We start from the raw sequence: 13425 nt of genomic DNA on the forward strand, positions 1-13425 counted from the left end.
AGGGCTTCCTAACTAAAGCACCCTAATGGGCACTAACACGAAAGGCTTTATTCTTTAAAGTCTGCATGGATATTTCCTACCCCAAAAAAACTTAACTCTTTGATAAAGAAACTCAATTAATAAAAAGAGAATTTTAGGAGCTATAAGAGTGAAGCATGGCATTAGTGTTGTAGGTGTGAGTGTTCCATATCATGGATATAAGCTAAGTTTTTGTTTGGAAAGAATTGAAGATATAGGGGAATTCACTCTATTCTGCTTGCATGCTTTTGAGGATGGATTAAATCTTAATGAATTATCGCAAGTTACAGCCATTGATCGCATGATTATTCAAAAACACCTAGATTTTTAGTAAAGTGGGGGTTTGTGGATGAAAAACACAAGATCAGTGCTTATGGGTGCAACATTTTAAAATTACATGATAGCATCAAGAAATTTAATCGCACAAATAAAGTGGTGTTTTTAGAAAATGCAGTGAGAGAAAAAGTGAAAAGATGGCGTGAATGCCAAGATCTAACAGATCATTCTCGTGGGTGGCTCATCGCAGAAGAATGTTTAAACCTACAAGAATTTGAGAAGCTTTATAATGTGCGCAAGGACATTAATCAGGTATTGTGCTTATTGGATAATGCGAAAGACTTCAAAGATGTTTCAGATGAGATCATGGTGCGTTTAGAACCAAAGGAAGTAGAGCGGTTTTTAGTTTTTAAAATCAATCCAAAGGCGCTAACACTTACAAAGATCGAAGGGAAAATATATGTCCGTGCAATCCATGGGGAGAAAGAGTGTTTTATAGAGACAGAAACACTCTGCAAGCAACTATGATAAGCATCAATCTCTTTAAAACCAATGGGCGTTTTGCGCGTGGTATGCATAACACAAAAATCATCTATAGTGCCATACGCTATGGAGCAAAAGGGATTGCTCAAGTGAGTCCAGTTTTAGTTTGTGTGGATGTAACACTTAGTTTGGCCGATCTGATCCAATCTTATAGCTAATATCGTGTCGCTAAAGAGCAGACCAAACAATTAGAAACAATACGCAATAGTTTGAAAAAACAATACGAAAATCTTTTGAAAGAATTAAGATTAGACAAACAGAAGCTCAGATTACAGCTTGCATTAGATTCAGAAAAGATAGATGCCAGAATACGCAAGCGTGCGGACAAAATGCATCTGCTTAAATCAGCTTATGAAAGCAGCTTCATGATTCTAAAATGCATCAAGGAGCGTTTAGATGAATATGAGAAAAAATTCCCTTATGACAATGCCCAAAGAGTGGTGCATTTGCGCCAACAATACCATGAAGCACTCAGCGCGCATTGCCAAGCGTCTTTAAATTTTATAGGAGGTTAGTATGAAAAGCGTTGATTTACCCACACCAAAAGGCAGCTCTAAAGGGAGTTTTTTGACAATCTCTCTTCATCAGTTAAGTTGGTAACTGCTTTTAAAGACTTGATTTCAGCAACAATTAATGCTCGTAAAGAAATTATCAAAGAGCAAGAAAAGACCCAACAAGTAGGAATACAAGCAGATCAAGAAATTAAAGCTTCAGACAACAGGTTGATAGAAAAGCTCGCTGAATTTGAAAGAGATATGACAGTGCTCAACAATATGCATGAGCAGGAAATGCGAAAACTCTCTAATGAGCATGAAAAAGATATGAAGCGTTTAGAAATAATGCAAGACATCATCAATAAGATTGATTCATTGCAAAAAGATTTAATCCGTTACAGAGAACAAGGGAAGCACCAGGTGGTGGATGATATTTATGAGCAGCTTATCCTTAAACAACAAAATCTTTTGTCATTAGTATCTAAGGTGCATTAATGCTACCCTTTATTGTGGGTGGGGCCATTCTAGCAGTTGGTTTCAGTGTGTTGGCGTTTGTTTTTGATGTTGAAACCGAAAAAGAAAAACAGAATCAAAAAAAGCTCAAAGAAGAGATAAAGAGTTATGAACATAAGGTGCAACAGGCTAAAAAACACCACAAATACTCGCAAACCCTAAAGATCGCAAACCATTGTCTCAATATTATTCAACGCTATTTGCAAGAAATTGAAAGATTGCAACAAGAAAAGAAAGATGCACCCACGCAATTAAAGGCTGTTTTAGAGCAAATCCAACAAGAAATGGAATCTCTACCCACACAGCAAAAACATGCGTTGCAAATAAATTATAACCGCTTTGAAGACGCGCAACGCCGCGCTTTAGCTTATTTGGATTATTTGTCTCGCTTAAAAACTTCATTACAAGAGAAAGAAAAGCGTATTGAAAGCGATTTGGGTGGGATTAAAGAATTAAAGCAAAAAGTCAAAAAGAGTTACGAGAATATCGCCTATAACCAAGAGTGGCTGGAGAGACATAGAGAGTGGCGAGATAAGTCGCAATTCGATAACCCAGACAATGCAGATGAGATGCAAGAACGAATGGATCGCAATGAAGACAATATCAAAAAAGCCAAAGATTTTATCGCTAAGACTCAAAGTTGGATAAATAAAAAAGAATGCGACATAGATGAAATTTTAAAGCATATCCAAACTATGGAGCCAAACTATCTCTTACCTCAAGACTTTCTTTATGTCGGAAAACTTGCTTGTTTCAATAAAAGTGAAATCTATGCGCATGATGGAGATGAAGAAAGCAATATTTATGGGCAACGCCTAAGTTTGGAATCTGGAGAACATGAAAAAAAGTTATGGGATTCTTATAACTCTCAAGAGGAATTTTATATTTTAATCACACGGCCAAATAAAGAAGACAACAGACTTTTCAAAGCTAGCTTGTGTAAAGGTTTGCTCTATAAACACATTTTAGAAGAGAGCGTTTTTGAAGTGTCGCCTAGGTATGAAGATGCAATTGATAAGAAAATGACCAAGTGTTTGTTTCATGGGATACAACTTTCACTGCCCATTGCATACAAGGAATTTAAACACAAAAAGTACACACCAAGGGATACTCTCAAGGTGTGGGTAACAAATTATGACAGCTTGCTAAAAAGTGCATTCATTGCTGAAAAAGAGCCAGAACCCAAACACATGGATGTGATTATGCTCTTTAATGACCGACTGGGATCTCAAATTTTAAAATATGCTTATATTTTTAATGACTTCAATCTTAATTATTCCGTGTTAGATTATCAAAAAAATGTTTTAACCTTGGGAATCGCTCATCTGATGCTAAAATGCCGCACCACTCCTAATCATCTCGTATTGCAAGAGGTTAGAAAACTGCCTGAAAATTTCACTGAAATATTCAACGACAAAATTTTTCCCCTAGAGCGAGGCATCACTTTTGTGTATGAGAAAGAGAAAGGGCGTTATGATGAATTAGCGGTAGCACTCGGTGTGGGTATGGAAGACATGTTAGTCTATATTCAAACGCAGATGCGTTTAAGCCAAATTCAAGCGCCTGAGTATGACCCCTTTAAAAAATGGCAACAAATCATCGAGCACCAAATTCAAACTAATTCTTACACTCAAGTGGCTTATCAATCTTATACGCAGAAAAATCATCAATACACTTTTAAAACTACTGATCCTAAAATAGAGAAAATAGAGAGTGCGATCGAAGCGAAAGTGGATGGTTTCGTGGGTGAAAAAGCAGTCCAAAGAACAGGCAAAGTGATCGGCGGAATTGATAAAACTAATAAAGAGATCTGTATAGAATTTAAACCTCTGGGTGTTACATTCCCGCAAGAAGGTTTCTTGTTTCTTAGAACGGATTATATTGCCCCTTTGGAGCGGCAAAAAAAGCTTTAGAACAGTTTAATAGAAACGAAATTGTCAATCAAGATCTCAAGCGTTTCTTGCTCGATCCAAAGATAATTTTTTATACCCCCCTGGGCATACGCCTTGAGAAGTTTTATAATCAGCAACTAACAAAAAATCAGAAAGAAATTGTCTTAAAAGCTCTCAATGAAAAGAATATCTTTTTAATCCAAGGTCCACCGGGAGCGGGCAAAACAACCGTGATTAAAGAAATCGTGTTTCAAATTCTCAACGCTAGCCATTTTGCCAAAGTATGCATCATTTCTCAGCAAAATATAGCCGTGGACAATGTGTTGAACGGTTTGCAACAGCAAGGTATTAGATCAATGGTGCGCATCGGTAAAGAAGAGAAGGTGCAGTATGAAAATATCAAGCCCTATGTTTTGGAAAACTGGTGGTCATCTTATAAAGAAAAGATAGAAAAAAAGATAAAACAGAATCCAATAAATGCAACCCAAAACGCTAGGTTGCACCACTATAGGAACAAATGGCATGAGTGTATAAAAGACAAGGATTTTAAAGACATTGATAATGACATCAAACAACTTTTAATAAGTCAGCATCAAATTTTAGGAGCTACTTGCGTTGGGCTTGCTGTTAAAGATCTTGGGATTGAATTGATGGAATTTGATGTTATTATCGTCGATGAGGCAGGCAGAACCACAGCACCAGAAATCTTAATTCCTGCACTTTGCACTAAAAAACTGATCCTAATAGGCGATCACAACCAGCTCCCGCCCAGCATTGATAGACACCTCCTAGAACAATTAGAGAGCGATGATCTTCAAAACTTGGATGCCATTGATCGCCAATTATTGCAAGAGAGTTTTTTTGAGAATCTCTATAAGCACATTCCAAAGAGTAATAAGGCCATGCTCAATGGGCAATTTAGAATGCCTGCTCCTATTGGATCGCTAGTTAGTCAGCTTTTTTATAAAGAGAAACTTAAGAATGGAGTGATCAAAAATACCCAGCAATTTTACGATCCTAAGAATATTATCCGTTGGATTAATGTTGAAGGGGGACATAAATTAGAAAAAACAAGCAGCTATAACAAAGCTCAAGTTCAAAAAATCATAGAGATTTTAGAGCGAATCAATCGCGCTCTTAATCAAAGAAAAATCAGAAAAACCATAGGAATTATCACGCCTTATAGTGCCCAAAAACAACGCTTGCGTTCAGAAGTAAAAAAATGCGGCTTCAAGAATTTTGATAATCCCAAAATAGACACTGTGGATGCTTTTCAAGGTGAAGAGGCAGACATTATTATTTATTCCACCGTGAAAACTTGTGGTAATCTTTCTTTCTTGTTGGATTCTAAACGCTTGAATGTCGCTATTTCTAGAGCAAAAGAAAATCTTATTTTTGTGGGTAAAAAGTCTTTCTTTGAGGATTTGCAAAGTGATGAGAAGAATATCTTTAGCGCTATTTTGCAAGTCTGTAGATAGGTAATTCTTTTTTGAATATAACCATCAGACCTTCTTCGTTTTAAAACGCTTTCAATGGATCTCTCTAAGGCACTTTACAATCAACACAACACCCTTATAGTGTGAGCTATAGCCCTTTTTTGGAATGGAGTTATTTTGACTCTAAATTTTGATTAGTGTTATAATTTGAGCCATTCTTTAGCCTGTTTTTCTAGCCAGATCACATCGCCGCTCGCATGAAATTCCACTTTAGGGAATGTGCATGTATTTTTTTTAAGGGCGTATTTTTGCTGCAAATATTCTACAATAGCATCGCCCGAATGGATGAGTAGGGGGGGTGCTGAAAGGGCAAAATGTTCCATAAAATAGCCCTCAATTTTTTGAGCGATCAAGGGAAAATGCGTGCAGCCTAAAATAACCACTTCAGGTAAAATCTCTAATGGAGTGAAATAATAACGCATGCAAGTTTCTAACAATTCGCCCTCTAAAATATTTTCTTCAATCAAAGGCACAAAAAGAGAAGTGGCTAAATGCGAAACCTTCAAATAGCCTTGTTGTTTTAGGGCGTTATCGTAAGCGTTGGATTGAATCGTCGCTTTTGTCCCTAGCACTAAAATGGGGGCGTTTTTATCTTTTACTTGTTGTTTGATCGCTAAAATGCTTGGCTCAATCACGCCCACAATAGGGATTTTGGAATGCTTTTGCATCTCTTCTAAAGCCAGAGCGCTCGCTGTGTTGCATGCCACAATCAATAATCCAATCTGGTGCGGTTTGAAAAAATCCAAAGCCTCTAAACCAAATTGCTTGATCGTGGTGGGGTCTTTAGTGCCATAAGGCACTCTAGCGCTATCGCCATAATAGATGATCTCATCAAACAATTGCGCTTTTAAAAGGCTTTTTAAAACGCTAAACCCTCCCACACCGCTATCAAAAACGCCTATTTTCATGACACTTTTTTAATTTAATGGGATTAATTAGGGATTTTATTTTTCATTCATTAAATTTAAAAATTCTTCATTGTCCTTAGTTTGTTGCATTTTAGAATACACAAAGCTTAAGGCTTCTATGTCATCCATTTGTTGCATCACATTCCTTAAAACCCACACTTTAGTCAAGCGGTCTTTGCCAAGCAAGATATTATCTTTTCGTGTGCCGGATTTTAAAATATCAAAGGCCGGGTAAATGCGCCTGTCCGCAATATTCCTCGCTAAAACGATTTCGCTATTCCCGGTGCCTTTAAATTCTTCAAAAATCACCTCATCCATTCTGGATCCCGTTTCAATCAACGCAGTAGCGATAATCGTCAAGCTCCCGCCTTCTTCAATATTCCTTGCGGCTCCAAAAAAGCGCTTGGGCCTGTGCAAGGCGTTCGCATCCACGCCCCCACTTAAAACCTTACCGCTTAAAGGCGTTACAGCGTTATACGCTCTGGCTAAACGAGTGATTGAATCTAATAAAACCACCACATCTTTTCCCATTTCCACTCGCCTTTTAGCCCTTTCTAGGACTAATTCAGCGATTCTTATGTGGTTGTTTGCCGGCAAATCAAAAGTGGAGCTAAAAACTTGCCCCTTAACGCTTCGTTGCATGTCCGTAACTTCTTCAGGGCGCTCATCCACTAAAAGGATAATCAGCTCCACTTCAGGGTGGTTAGAGGTGATGCCTTGGGCGAGTTCTTTCATCAGCTCTGTTTTCCCGGTCCTTGGTGGCGCAACGATCAAAGCCCTTTGACCTTTCCCCACAGGGCTGAATAAATCTAACATTCTGCCGGTAACTTTAGTGGGTTCGTATTCTAATTTGATTTGTTTATCAGGGAATAGGGGGGTTAGATTGTCAAACAAAGGACGGTTTTTGATCTCATCTGAAGGCAAATAATTGACGGCTTCTATTTTTAAAAGGGCGTAGTATTTTTCCTGGTCTTTGGGGGATCGCACTTGACCGGTAACAATATCGCCATTCCTTAAGGCAAAACGCCTGATTTGAGAAGGGCTGACATAAGTGTCGTTATGCCCGTCTGAAAAACTCCCATCAAACCCTCTTAAAAAGCCATAGCCATCAGGCATGATTTCTAAAATCCCGGTAAAAAGAATGTATCCGCCTTGCGTAACTTGGGTTTTTAAAATTTCAAACATCAAGTCTTGTCGTTTGAATTCTTGGGGGTTTTCCACTTTGAGTTTGTTAGCGATTTCTAAAAGCTTTTCAGTAGGGTAGGTGCGTAAATCTTCAATGTGATAACCGCTCACTGGCGTGTGTGTTTTGACTTTGTGCGAACTCTTGTGCGTAGGCGCGTTTTCGTTCATTAAATTTCCTTTTAACAAAAAGAGGTTTCTAGTTTGTTGCAATTAAGATAAAAATACAAAAAGCTAAAGCATTCTTAAAAAATTAGTGTAACCAAAAGATGCTAATAAGTGGTGCATGCCACAAGTGTTGAATTTCGTAATGCTTTGCTATACTATCATAATTTTTTTAACAAAGTCAAATTTTATTTAACTTTAGAGTGGTTTTAATTTGTTGTTACTTATGCTATAATTTTAAGTTTAAATTTAAAATAAAGGATACTTGATGAAAAAAGGCATTCACCCCGAATATATCCCATGCAAAGTTACTTGCGTAACCAGCGGGAAAGAAATTGAAGTTTTAAGCACTAAACCTGAAATGCGTATTGATATTTCTAGCTTTTGCCACCCTTTCTATACTGGTAGCGATAAAATCGCTGACACTGCAGGGAGAGTAGAGAAATTCAAGCAACGCTACAACTTGAAGTAATTCTTTTAAAAAGCGTGGCTTTTTGTGCTGTATTTTTTGCCCACTCCTATAGGTAATCTCGCTGACATTACGCTGCGCGCCTTAGAAGTTTTAGAGCGTTGCGAGGTTTTTTTATGCGAGGATACAAGGGTGAGTAAGAGGTTGTTGCACTTGCTTGCAAAAAACCCTGTTATTAGCCATTCTTTCCCTAATATCGCTACTAAAAAAAGGGAATTTATCGCATTCCATTCGCACAATGACCAGGAATTTTTAAACCAAATAGAGCTCTCTTTTTTTGACAAAGAAATCGCTGTGATGAGCGATGCAGGCATGCCAAGTTTGAGCGATCCAGGCATGAGTTTAGCCGCTTACGCTTTAAAACATAACATTCCCTACGATGTTTTGCCCGGGGCTAATGCGCTCACTACGGCGTTTTGCGCGAGCGGGTTTTTAGAAGGGCGGTTTTTTTACGCCGGCTTTTTACCTCATAAGAGTAAGGAAAGGCGCTTAAAAATCGCTAAAATTTTAAACGCTTTAGCGTATTTAGAAGAAAAAACCCCGGTGGTTTTTTATGAAAGCCCGCACCGATTGTTGGAGACTTTAAAGGATTTAAACGATTTGGCTCAAGGCATGCATTTGTTTGCGGCTAAAGAGCTTACCAAACTCCACCAGCAATATTATTTAGGAGAAGTTTCTCAAATCATAGAGCGGTTGCAACAAAGCACTATCCAAGGGGAGTGGGTTTTAGTGCTTTTGAATGAGAAAAAAATAGAGCCTTGCATGGGACTATCAGCATTGTTGGAGTTGGATTTACCTCCTAAAATTAAGGCTAAAATTGAAGCCGCTATGACACAAAAAAACGCTAAAGAGCTTTATTTCCAGCGTTTGTTAGAAGAAAAAAATCAATAAAAGGGGTTTAGCATGCAAGCAGTGGTTTATGGTAAGCAGGTGGTTATGCGCATTCTAAACTCCCATCAAGAAAAATTGCAAGAAATCTATCTTTCTAAAGAAATAGACAAAAAGTTTTTTTTCGCGCTCAAAAAAGCATGCCCTAATATCATCAAAGTGGATAATAAAAAAGCGCAAAGCTTGGCTAAGGGGGGGAATCATCAAGGGGTTTTGGCTAAGGTGGAACTGCCATTAGCGGTTTCTTTAAAAGAGGTTAAAAAAGCTCAAAAACTTTTGGTGCTTTGCGGGATTACGGATGTGGGGAATATTGGGGGTATTTTTAGGAGCGCGTATTGCTTAGGAATGGATGGCGTTATTTTAGATTTTGCTAAAGAATTGGCTTATGAGGGGATTGTACGATCCAGCTTGGGGCTTATGTATGATTTGCCTTTTAGCGTTGCGCCTAACACGCTGGATTTAATCAATGAATTGAAAACGAGCGGGTTTTTATGTTTGGGCGCGAGCATGCAAGGCTCTAGTCAAGCAGAAAATCTATCCTTAAAAAAATGCGCTCTTTTTTTGGGGAGCGAGCATGAGGGGTTGTCTAAAAAAATCCTTGCTAAAATGGACACTATATTGAGCGTAAAAATGCGAAGAGATTTTGATTCGCTCAATGTGAGCGTGGCAGCAGGGATCTTAATGGATAAAATCAACTAGGTGGTCAATTGAATGGAACAGAATAAAAAAAGTTTAGAAAATTTAGATCTTTCTGATGTTCAAAACATTTCTAAAGATATTTCTGGTGCGACTTTAGAAGAATTATCGCTTAAAAATTTAGATAAAAATTTGCAAATTTTAAAAGAAGTTGGAGTGGCAGAAATTTGCAAGGCGACTAAAATCGCTTCTAAAAATATCCATTCTATCTTGGAAAAACGCTATGAGTCTTTATCAAGGGTGCATGCTAGGGGATTTATACAAATTTTAGAGCGCGAGTATAAAATTGATTTGAGCGCATGGGTGAAAGAATTTGACAAAGTGTGTGTTTTTAAAGAGGGCGTGGGAGAAGAGAAAAATCAAGAAACAAACCCTGAAGAAACAGCAAAAAAACCCCTTAAGGTTGAATTGGATTACAGCATCAATCAGGCTAATACTTCACTATCCAAAAAATCTTCTAAATGGAAACCCTTTGTTATCGTTTTAGGGGTGATTGTCATTGTTTTAGTGGTTGTTATCATTCAAAACAGCTCTTCTTTAAAAGAAGAAAGAGGGCAAGAAAGCGCTATTAAATCCGGCACTAAAAATACTTTCAATAAAGCTAATCCTACAGAAGAAAACAAGCCAGAGACAACGCCTAAACTAGAAGAAAAACACAAAGAACAAGAGCAAAAACAAGAAGTGATCAAAGAAAATCCTAACACCATTTATATTATCCCTAAACGAGATATTTGGGTAGAAGTGGTTGATTTAGATGAGAAAAAAAACTCCTTTCAAAAGGTTTTTAAAAAAAAATATCCTTTAGAAACCAAAAACCACCGCTTGTTGTTGCGTTTTGGGCATGGGCATCTTAGTCTTAAAAACAACCATCAAGAACAAGATTATAACGACAGCAAAACTAGGCGGTTTTTATACGAGCCAGCCAAAGGTTTAACGCTCATCAACGAGGCCCAATACAAAGAACTCCAGCAATGAAAAACCTTTTTTTAGCTTTTATTGTTGGGGGAACGCTATTAAGCGCTGATGCTTTAAACGATAAGATTGAGAATTTAATGGGGGAGCGGGCTTATCATACGAACAAGCTTTTTTTAGAGCGTTTGTTTAAAAATCGTAAGGATTTCTATGTAATGGGGCGTTTGGATTCCTTGAAACTGCTCAACACTCTCAAAGAAAACGGGCTTTTGTCTTTTAATTTTGACAAGCCAAGCATGTTAAAAATCACCTTCAAGGCTTCAAGCAATCCCTTAGTGTTTGCCAAAAGCATCAATAATTCTTTGAGCATGATGGGGTATTCGTATGTTTTGCCCATTAAGATGCAAAGCTCTTTGGGCGAGAATGTTTTTTCATACGAGCTTAAAACGGAATATGTTTTAGACCCTAACATTTTGATAGAGACGATGAAAAGGCATGGTTTTGATTTTACAGATATTAAACGGGTGTCTTTAAAAGAGTGGGAATACGACTTTGTCTTACAAAAAATCAAGCTCCCTAATGCGAGAGTCTTAGTTTTGAGTAGCGATCCTGTGGAGTTTAAGGAAGCGAGCGGGAAATACTGGCTGAGCGTGAATCAAAATGCGTATTTAAAAATAAGCTCTAATAACCCTTTATGGCAACCCAAAATCATTTTTTATGATGAAAACTTAAAGATTATTCAAATCATTGCCAAAGAAAACAGACAACAAGAAATCGCTCTTAATTTGCTTGATGGCGTGCGTTTTATCCATATCACTGACGCAAAAAACCCTATCATTTTAAAAAATGGGATTAGCGTGGTTTTTGATGCGATGCCTTAAGTAGGGGGTAATCTTATCCAATTGATTGGAATAAAACAGGTTGCTAATAAGACAAAGCTTCCGCTTCTATAAAAAGGACAGCCCACCCATTAATAAAACCAAACTATACAAAAAATAAAATGCGCTCGTGTAAAGTGCCAAGCAATAGTGAAATGCCGCTAACAATAGAAATTCCAAAGCGAGTTTTAAAGATTTTACCTTTTTTGCCAAACGCCATGCCTGCTACAAATTCCCCACCAAAAGAAATCAAAAACCACCAAATCAAATGTTCTAACTTTTGTATTGTAAAATGAGAATGCTTTCATTCAACATGCCGAGCATGATGGTTGTCTTTTTGTATTCAAACAAAAGGAGAGAGATAGCAGATTGGTAACACAATGATGTTTTTATATTATTACACAAACTATGTAAAATATCCGCTTTTTTCTAAAATGATAGCAAGTAGTGAAAAATTTAGCTTTGTTTTTATTGAGCGTTGGTTATAAAAAAATATTGCATTTTTTAAGATTGGATAGTAAAGAGTTTGATTTTATTCAAGCGGTATTTTTTAAAGCGTTCTTTAGGATGGATTTTAGTTGTAGGGGGGAATGGATTTCAAAATACCCCTTATTTCCTTAAGAGAATGGGTTTAAAATAAAGTTTAAACACACAATTTTTAAAGAACCAATATCAATATTTCATTAAAGCAAAGTTTTTTATCGATCTAATCCATGCTCTCCACGAACGAACCAAGCGACATTAATTTTTGATAGCGGTTGTCAAGGAAATGAGGGTCTTGTTGGATAGTCCTTAGAGCGTCTAAAAAATATTCTTTGATCGTGTTGGCGGCTGAGAATTTGTCTCTATGAGCCCCTTTGCTAGGCTCTAAGATAATATCATCAATAAGCCCTGCCTCCTTTAAATCTCTAGGCGTGATTTTCATCGCTTTAATAGCCACTTCAGTCTTGCTAGGATCATCCCAAAGAATCGCCGCGCAACCTTCTGGGGATATAACGCTAAAAATGGAATATTCCATCATAGCCAATTTGTCAGCCACTGCAATCGCTAGTGCACCACCACTGCCCCCTTCACCGATAATTACAGAAATAGTAGGGACTTTTAAGGAAGCGAACTCTTGGAGGTTTTTAGCGATTGCTTCACTCTGGCCTCTTTCCTCTGCGCCAATCCCCGGATACGCCCCGGCTGTATCTACAAGCATCAAAATAGGCAAATTAAATTTTTCAGCAAACTTTGCCATTTTCAAAGCCTTACGATAGCCACAAGGGTTAGGCATGCCAAAATTCCTTAAGAGCTTGTTTTTAGTCCCTCTGCCCTTTTCTTCTCCGATCACCACAACCGGAACATTATCAATTTTCCCTATAAAACACACGATCGCTTTATCATCGTTATAGTGCCTATCCCCAAAGACTTCATACTTATCTTTTAAGATGAGATCAATGTAATCCATAGCGTAGGGTCTGTCAGGGTGTCTTGCTAATTGGAGTTTTTGAAAATCAGTGAGATTGGAGTAAATGCTTTTAACTTCCTTTTCCAATCTTTTTTCTAAGATTTCTTTAGCGTCCTCATCGCCTCTAATAAGGGCTAATTCAATTTCATTTTGAATCTCTTTAATATGATTTTCAAAATCTAAATAAACGGCCATTCAAAATCCTAACTTTGTAAAACTAGGCTTTTTTGAAAATCACAACACCATTAGTGCCACCAAAACCAAATGAGTTACTCATCACCGCATCCACTTGTTTTTCTCTGGCCGTATTAGGGATATAATCCAAATTGCATTCTGGGTCAGGCGTTTCTTGATTGATGGTAGGAGGTAAGATTCCTTGATTCATGGCCATGATAGAAATAACGGCTTCTAACGCACCCGCAGCGCCCAAACAATGCCCAATCTGCCCTTTAGTGGAGCTGACGGGAGGGACTTTGTCTTTAGAGCCAAACACATTTTTTAGAGCGATGCTTTCATACCAATCGTTATAATGCGTGCTAGTCCCATGAGCGTTCACATAGCCTACTTCCACTTTCGCCATTTCTAAAGCCATTTTCATGGCTCTAAAAGCCCCTTCACCCTCAGGGGCTGGGGCTGTGATGTGGT

15 protein-coding genes and 2 pseudogenes are annotated in these 13425 nt (G+C 37.8%); 13 read left to right on the top strand and 4 right to left on the bottom strand.

All coding sequences use genetic code 11. The features are described 5' to 3' along the window. The first annotated feature begins 148 nt into the window (after positions 1 to 148). The 7 genes and pseudogenes from DV63_RS18460 (at position 149) to DV63_RS18750 (ending at position 5214) form a co-directional block, all read left to right on the top strand. Positions 149 to 349, top strand: coding sequence for a hypothetical protein (locus DV63_RS18460; protein WP_031202271.1), 201 nt, complete (start codon positions 149 to 151; stop codon positions 347 to 349). Positions 350 to 363: 14 nt separating this feature from the next. Further along, positions 364 to 822: a hypothetical protein gene (locus DV63_RS0209030; RefSeq protein ID WP_031202273.1), complete on the top strand. Its 459-nt coding sequence runs from the start codon at positions 364 to 366 to the stop codon at positions 820 to 822. Between the two features lie 380 nt (positions 823 to 1202). Then, positions 1203 to 1352 (top strand): hypothetical protein, encoded by a 150-nt coding sequence (locus DV63_RS18335; RefSeq protein ID WP_172635376.1) that lies wholly within the window; start codon positions 1203 to 1205, stop codon positions 1350 to 1352. A 99-nt stretch (positions 1353 to 1451) separates the two neighbouring features. Continuing rightward, complete coding sequence (locus DV63_RS18465; RefSeq protein ID WP_238554905.1) at positions 1452 to 1826, top strand: hypothetical protein; 375 nt, start codon at positions 1452 to 1454, stop codon at positions 1824 to 1826. Then, positions 1826 to 3757 carry a coiled-coil domain-containing protein gene (locus tag DV63_RS18740; protein WP_020982378.1) on the top strand — a complete coding sequence of 644 codons (1932 nt, stop codon included), beginning with the start codon at positions 1826 to 1828 and terminating at the stop codon, positions 3755 to 3757. Before DV63_RS18465 ends, DV63_RS18740 begins: the two co-directional genes overlap by 1 nt. A 47-nt stretch (positions 3758 to 3804) precedes the next feature. Continuing rightward, a pseudogene (locus tag DV63_RS18745) lies at positions 3805 to 4452 on the top strand (AAA domain-containing protein); the annotation flags it as partial. Between the two features lie 186 nt (positions 4453 to 4638). Then, positions 4639 to 5214, top strand: coding sequence for a DEAD/DEAH box helicase (locus DV63_RS18750; RefSeq protein WP_238554906.1), 576 nt, complete (start codon positions 4639 to 4641; stop codon positions 5212 to 5214). A 158-nt stretch (positions 5215 to 5372) separates the two neighbouring features. On the opposite strand, the gene murI is transcribed toward DV63_RS18750, so the two are convergent. Beyond that, entirely contained in the window at positions 5373 to 6140 is a 768-nt protein-coding gene (gene murI, locus DV63_RS11040; RefSeq protein ID WP_000690320.1) for a glutamate racemase, read from the bottom strand. 36 nt (positions 6141 to 6176) lie between these two features. Continuing rightward, entirely contained in the window at positions 6177 to 7493 is a 1317-nt protein-coding gene (gene rho / locus DV63_RS11045) for a transcription termination factor Rho (protein WP_001004716.1), read from the bottom strand. A 262-nt stretch (positions 7494 to 7755) separates the two neighbouring features. Here rho and rpmE point away from each other — a divergent pair, with 262 nt between their 5' ends. The 6 genes from rpmE to DV63_RS18340 all read left to right on the top strand — a co-directional run bounded on the left by rpmE (position 7756) and on the right by DV63_RS18340 (position 11951). Further along, positions 7756 to 7959, top strand: coding sequence for a 50S ribosomal protein L31 (gene rpmE, locus DV63_RS11050; RefSeq protein ID WP_000715278.1), 204 nt, complete (start codon positions 7756 to 7758; stop codon positions 7957 to 7959). A gap of 24 nt (positions 7960 to 7983) precedes the next feature. After that, complete coding sequence (gene rsmI, locus DV63_RS11055; RefSeq protein ID WP_000965272.1) at positions 7984 to 8847, top strand: 16S rRNA (cytidine(1402)-2'-O)-methyltransferase; 864 nt, start codon at positions 7984 to 7986, stop codon at positions 8845 to 8847. A 12-nt stretch (positions 8848 to 8859) separates the two neighbouring features. Next, positions 8860 to 9543 carry a 23S rRNA (guanosine(2251)-2'-O)-methyltransferase RlmB gene (gene rlmB, locus DV63_RS11060; protein WP_001149465.1) on the top strand — a complete coding sequence of 228 codons (684 nt, stop codon included), beginning with the start codon at positions 8860 to 8862 and terminating at the stop codon, positions 9541 to 9543. A 12-nt stretch (positions 9544 to 9555) separates the two neighbouring features. Then, on the top strand, positions 9556 to 10515 hold the full coding sequence (locus DV63_RS11065) for a hypothetical protein (RefSeq protein ID WP_000437281.1): 960 nt from the start codon (positions 9556 to 9558) through the stop codon (positions 10513 to 10515). Next, positions 10512 to 11333, top strand: a complete 822-nt coding sequence (locus DV63_RS11070) for a hypothetical protein (protein ID WP_000792858.1) — start codon at positions 10512 to 10514, stop codon at positions 11331 to 11333. Before DV63_RS11065 ends, DV63_RS11070 begins: the two co-directional genes overlap by 4 nt. A gap of 444 nt (positions 11334 to 11777) precedes the next feature. Then, positions 11778 to 11951: a hypothetical protein gene (locus DV63_RS18340; protein WP_020982380.1), complete on the top strand. Its 174-nt coding sequence runs from the start codon at positions 11778 to 11780 to the stop codon at positions 11949 to 11951. Between the two features lie 85 nt (positions 11952 to 12036). Here DV63_RS18340 and accA read toward each other — a convergent pair whose 3' ends face one another. Together accA and DV63_RS11085 are read right to left on the bottom strand one after the other, a co-directional pair. Beyond that, on the bottom strand, positions 12037 to 12975 hold the full coding sequence (gene accA / locus DV63_RS11080; protein WP_000312031.1) for an acetyl-CoA carboxylase carboxyl transferase subunit alpha: 939 nt from the start codon (positions 12973 to 12975) through the stop codon (positions 12037 to 12039). Positions 12976 to 12997: 22 nt separating this feature from the next. After that, positions 12998 to 13425 (bottom strand): annotated as a pseudogene (locus DV63_RS11085) (beta-ketoacyl-ACP synthase II); the annotation flags it as partial.

Origin of the sequence: Helicobacter pylori FD535 (genome assembly GCF_000296015.2) — a bacterium.
Taxonomy (GTDB): Bacteria; Campylobacterota; Campylobacteria; order Campylobacterales; family Helicobacteraceae; genus Helicobacter; species Helicobacter pylori_CT.

Bases quoted from the DNA above. Each gene is read 5' to 3' on its own strand.
- murI (WP_000690320.1), bottom strand. From the start codon at position 6,140: ATGAAAATAGGCGTTTTTGATAGCGGTGTGGGAGGGTTTAGCGTTTTA.
- DV63_RS11070 (WP_000792858.1), top strand. From the start codon at position 10,512: ATGAAAAACCTTTTTTTAGCTTTTATTGTTGGGGGAACGCTATTAAGC.
- DV63_RS18750 (WP_238554906.1), top strand. From the start codon at position 4,639: ATGCTCAATGGGCAATTTAGAATGCCTGCTCCTATTGGATCGCTAGTT.
- DV63_RS18335 (WP_172635376.1), top strand. From the start codon at position 1,203: ATGATTCTAAAATGCATCAAGGAGCGTTTAGATGAATATGAGAAAAAA.
- rlmB (WP_001149465.1), top strand. From the start codon at position 8,860: ATGCAAGCAGTGGTTTATGGTAAGCAGGTGGTTATGCGCATTCTAAAC.
- rpmE (WP_000715278.1), top strand. From the start codon at position 7,756: ATGAAAAAAGGCATTCACCCCGAATATATCCCATGCAAAGTTACTTGC.
- rho (WP_001004716.1), bottom strand. From the start codon at position 7,493: ATGAACGAAAACGCGCCTACGCACAAGAGTTCGCACAAAGTCAAAACA.
- accA (WP_000312031.1), bottom strand. From the start codon at position 12,975: ATGGCCGTTTATTTAGATTTTGAAAATCATATTAAAGAGATTCAAAAT.
- DV63_RS18740 (WP_020982378.1), top strand. From the start codon at position 1,826: ATGCTACCCTTTATTGTGGGTGGGGCCATTCTAGCAGTTGGTTTCAGT.
- DV63_RS11065 (WP_000437281.1), top strand. From the start codon at position 9,556: ATGGAACAGAATAAAAAAAGTTTAGAAAATTTAGATCTTTCTGATGTT.